Genomic DNA, 1,463 nt, shown 5'->3' on the forward strand with positions numbered 1-1,463 from the left:
AGCCCGACACCGGCGAGCAGCTCTCCGCCGCCGCAGTGCAGGCTTTTCTGCGCGAGAGGCTGGCGAACTTCAAGGTGCCGAAGGAGGTCCGGTTCCTGGAGGCGCTGCCCCGGGAGGCGACCGGAAAGATCTTCAAACGCAAGCTGCGCGATCCCTATTGGACCGGCCGCGGTCCGGGCGGCGCTTAGACGTTCTCCGGCCGGCGTCCGTGCGAGCGGAATGCCAGGCCATATTCCGCCCGAGCAGGGCTGCATGCCTGCCTCGCTCGGGTCCGCAGCTTTTGGCGGGCGAGGAAACCGTATAGCGTTCGATCTCAGAGGAAACGCCGCGAAAGACGGCCAAGAGGTCGCGCATGCTCGACAAGACCAAGGATCTATCCGCCTGCGCCCAGGCCTGGCTCGGTGATTTCGAGCGCGCGCTGGGCAGGCCCGATCCCGCCACGCTGGATCGCCTCTTCCTCGCCGACAGCTTCTGGCGCGACGTGCTGGCGCTGAGCTGGAACCTGCAAACGATCGCCGGCCGCGCGACGATTGCGCAAGCGCTGACCGCGCTGGCGCCCGGGGCGGCCCCGACCAACTTCAAGATCGCGCCGAACCGCGCGCCGCCGCGCTGGGTGACGCGCGCCGGCACCAACACCATCGAAGCGATCTTCACGTTCGAAACCGCGACCGGCCGTGGCAGCGGCATCCTGCGGCTCATTCCCGACACCGCCGACGGCGACCGCCTGAAGGCCTGGACGCTGCTCACCTCGCTCGACGAGCTCAAAGGATTCGAGGAGCAGCTCGGCACGTCGCGCCCGCGCGGCCAGGCCTATTCCCGCGATTTCCGCGGGCCGAACTGGCTCGATTTGCGCAGCGCCTCGCGCGGCTACGCCGATCGCGACCCCGCCGTGCTGGTGGTCGGCGGCGGCCAGGCCGGGCTCGCGATCGCAGCCCGGCTGAAGCAGTTGCAGGTCGACGCGCTGATCGTCGATCGCGAGATGCGGATCGGCGACAACTGGCGCAAGCGCTATCACGCGCTCACCCTGCACAACCAGGTGCAGGTCAATCACATGCCCTACATGCCGTTTCCGCCGAACTGGCCGGTCTATATCCCCAAGGACAAGCTCGCCAATTGGTTCGAGGCTTACGTCGATGCGATGGAGCTGAATTTCTGGACCGGCACCGAATTCGCAGGCGGCGCCTATGACGAAGTCGAGGCCCGCTGGACCGTCACGCTGCGCCGTGCAGACGGCAGCAGGCGCACCATGCATCCGCGCCACGTCATCATGGCGACCGGCGTCAGCGGCATCGCCAATATTCCGGACATTCCGACCCTCGACAATTTCAAGGGAACGCTGCTGCATTCCAGCCGCTATGAGGACGGCGAGACCTGGACAGGCAAGCGCGCGATCGTCATCGGCACTGGCAACAGCGGCCACGACATCGCACAGGATCTCTATTCCAGCGGCGCCGAGGTGACGC

At 67.0% G+C, this 1,463-nt stretch carries 2 protein-coding genes; both read left to right on the forward strand.

What is annotated here, in order from left to right:
* On the forward strand, positions 1 to 188 hold a 188-nt coding region (locus AABA86_RS33500; RefSeq protein ID WP_445083502.1), incomplete at its 5' end, for an AMP-binding enzyme.
* 164 nt (positions 189 to 352) lie between these two features.
* On the forward strand, positions 353 to 1,463 hold a 1,111-nt coding region (locus AABA86_RS33505; RefSeq protein WP_338309781.1), incomplete at its 3' end, for an NAD(P)/FAD-dependent oxidoreductase.

Source organism: Bradyrhizobium sp. TM233, from assembly GCF_036247965.1.
Lineage (GTDB): Bacteria > Pseudomonadota > Alphaproteobacteria > Rhizobiales > Xanthobacteraceae > Bradyrhizobium > Bradyrhizobium ottawaense.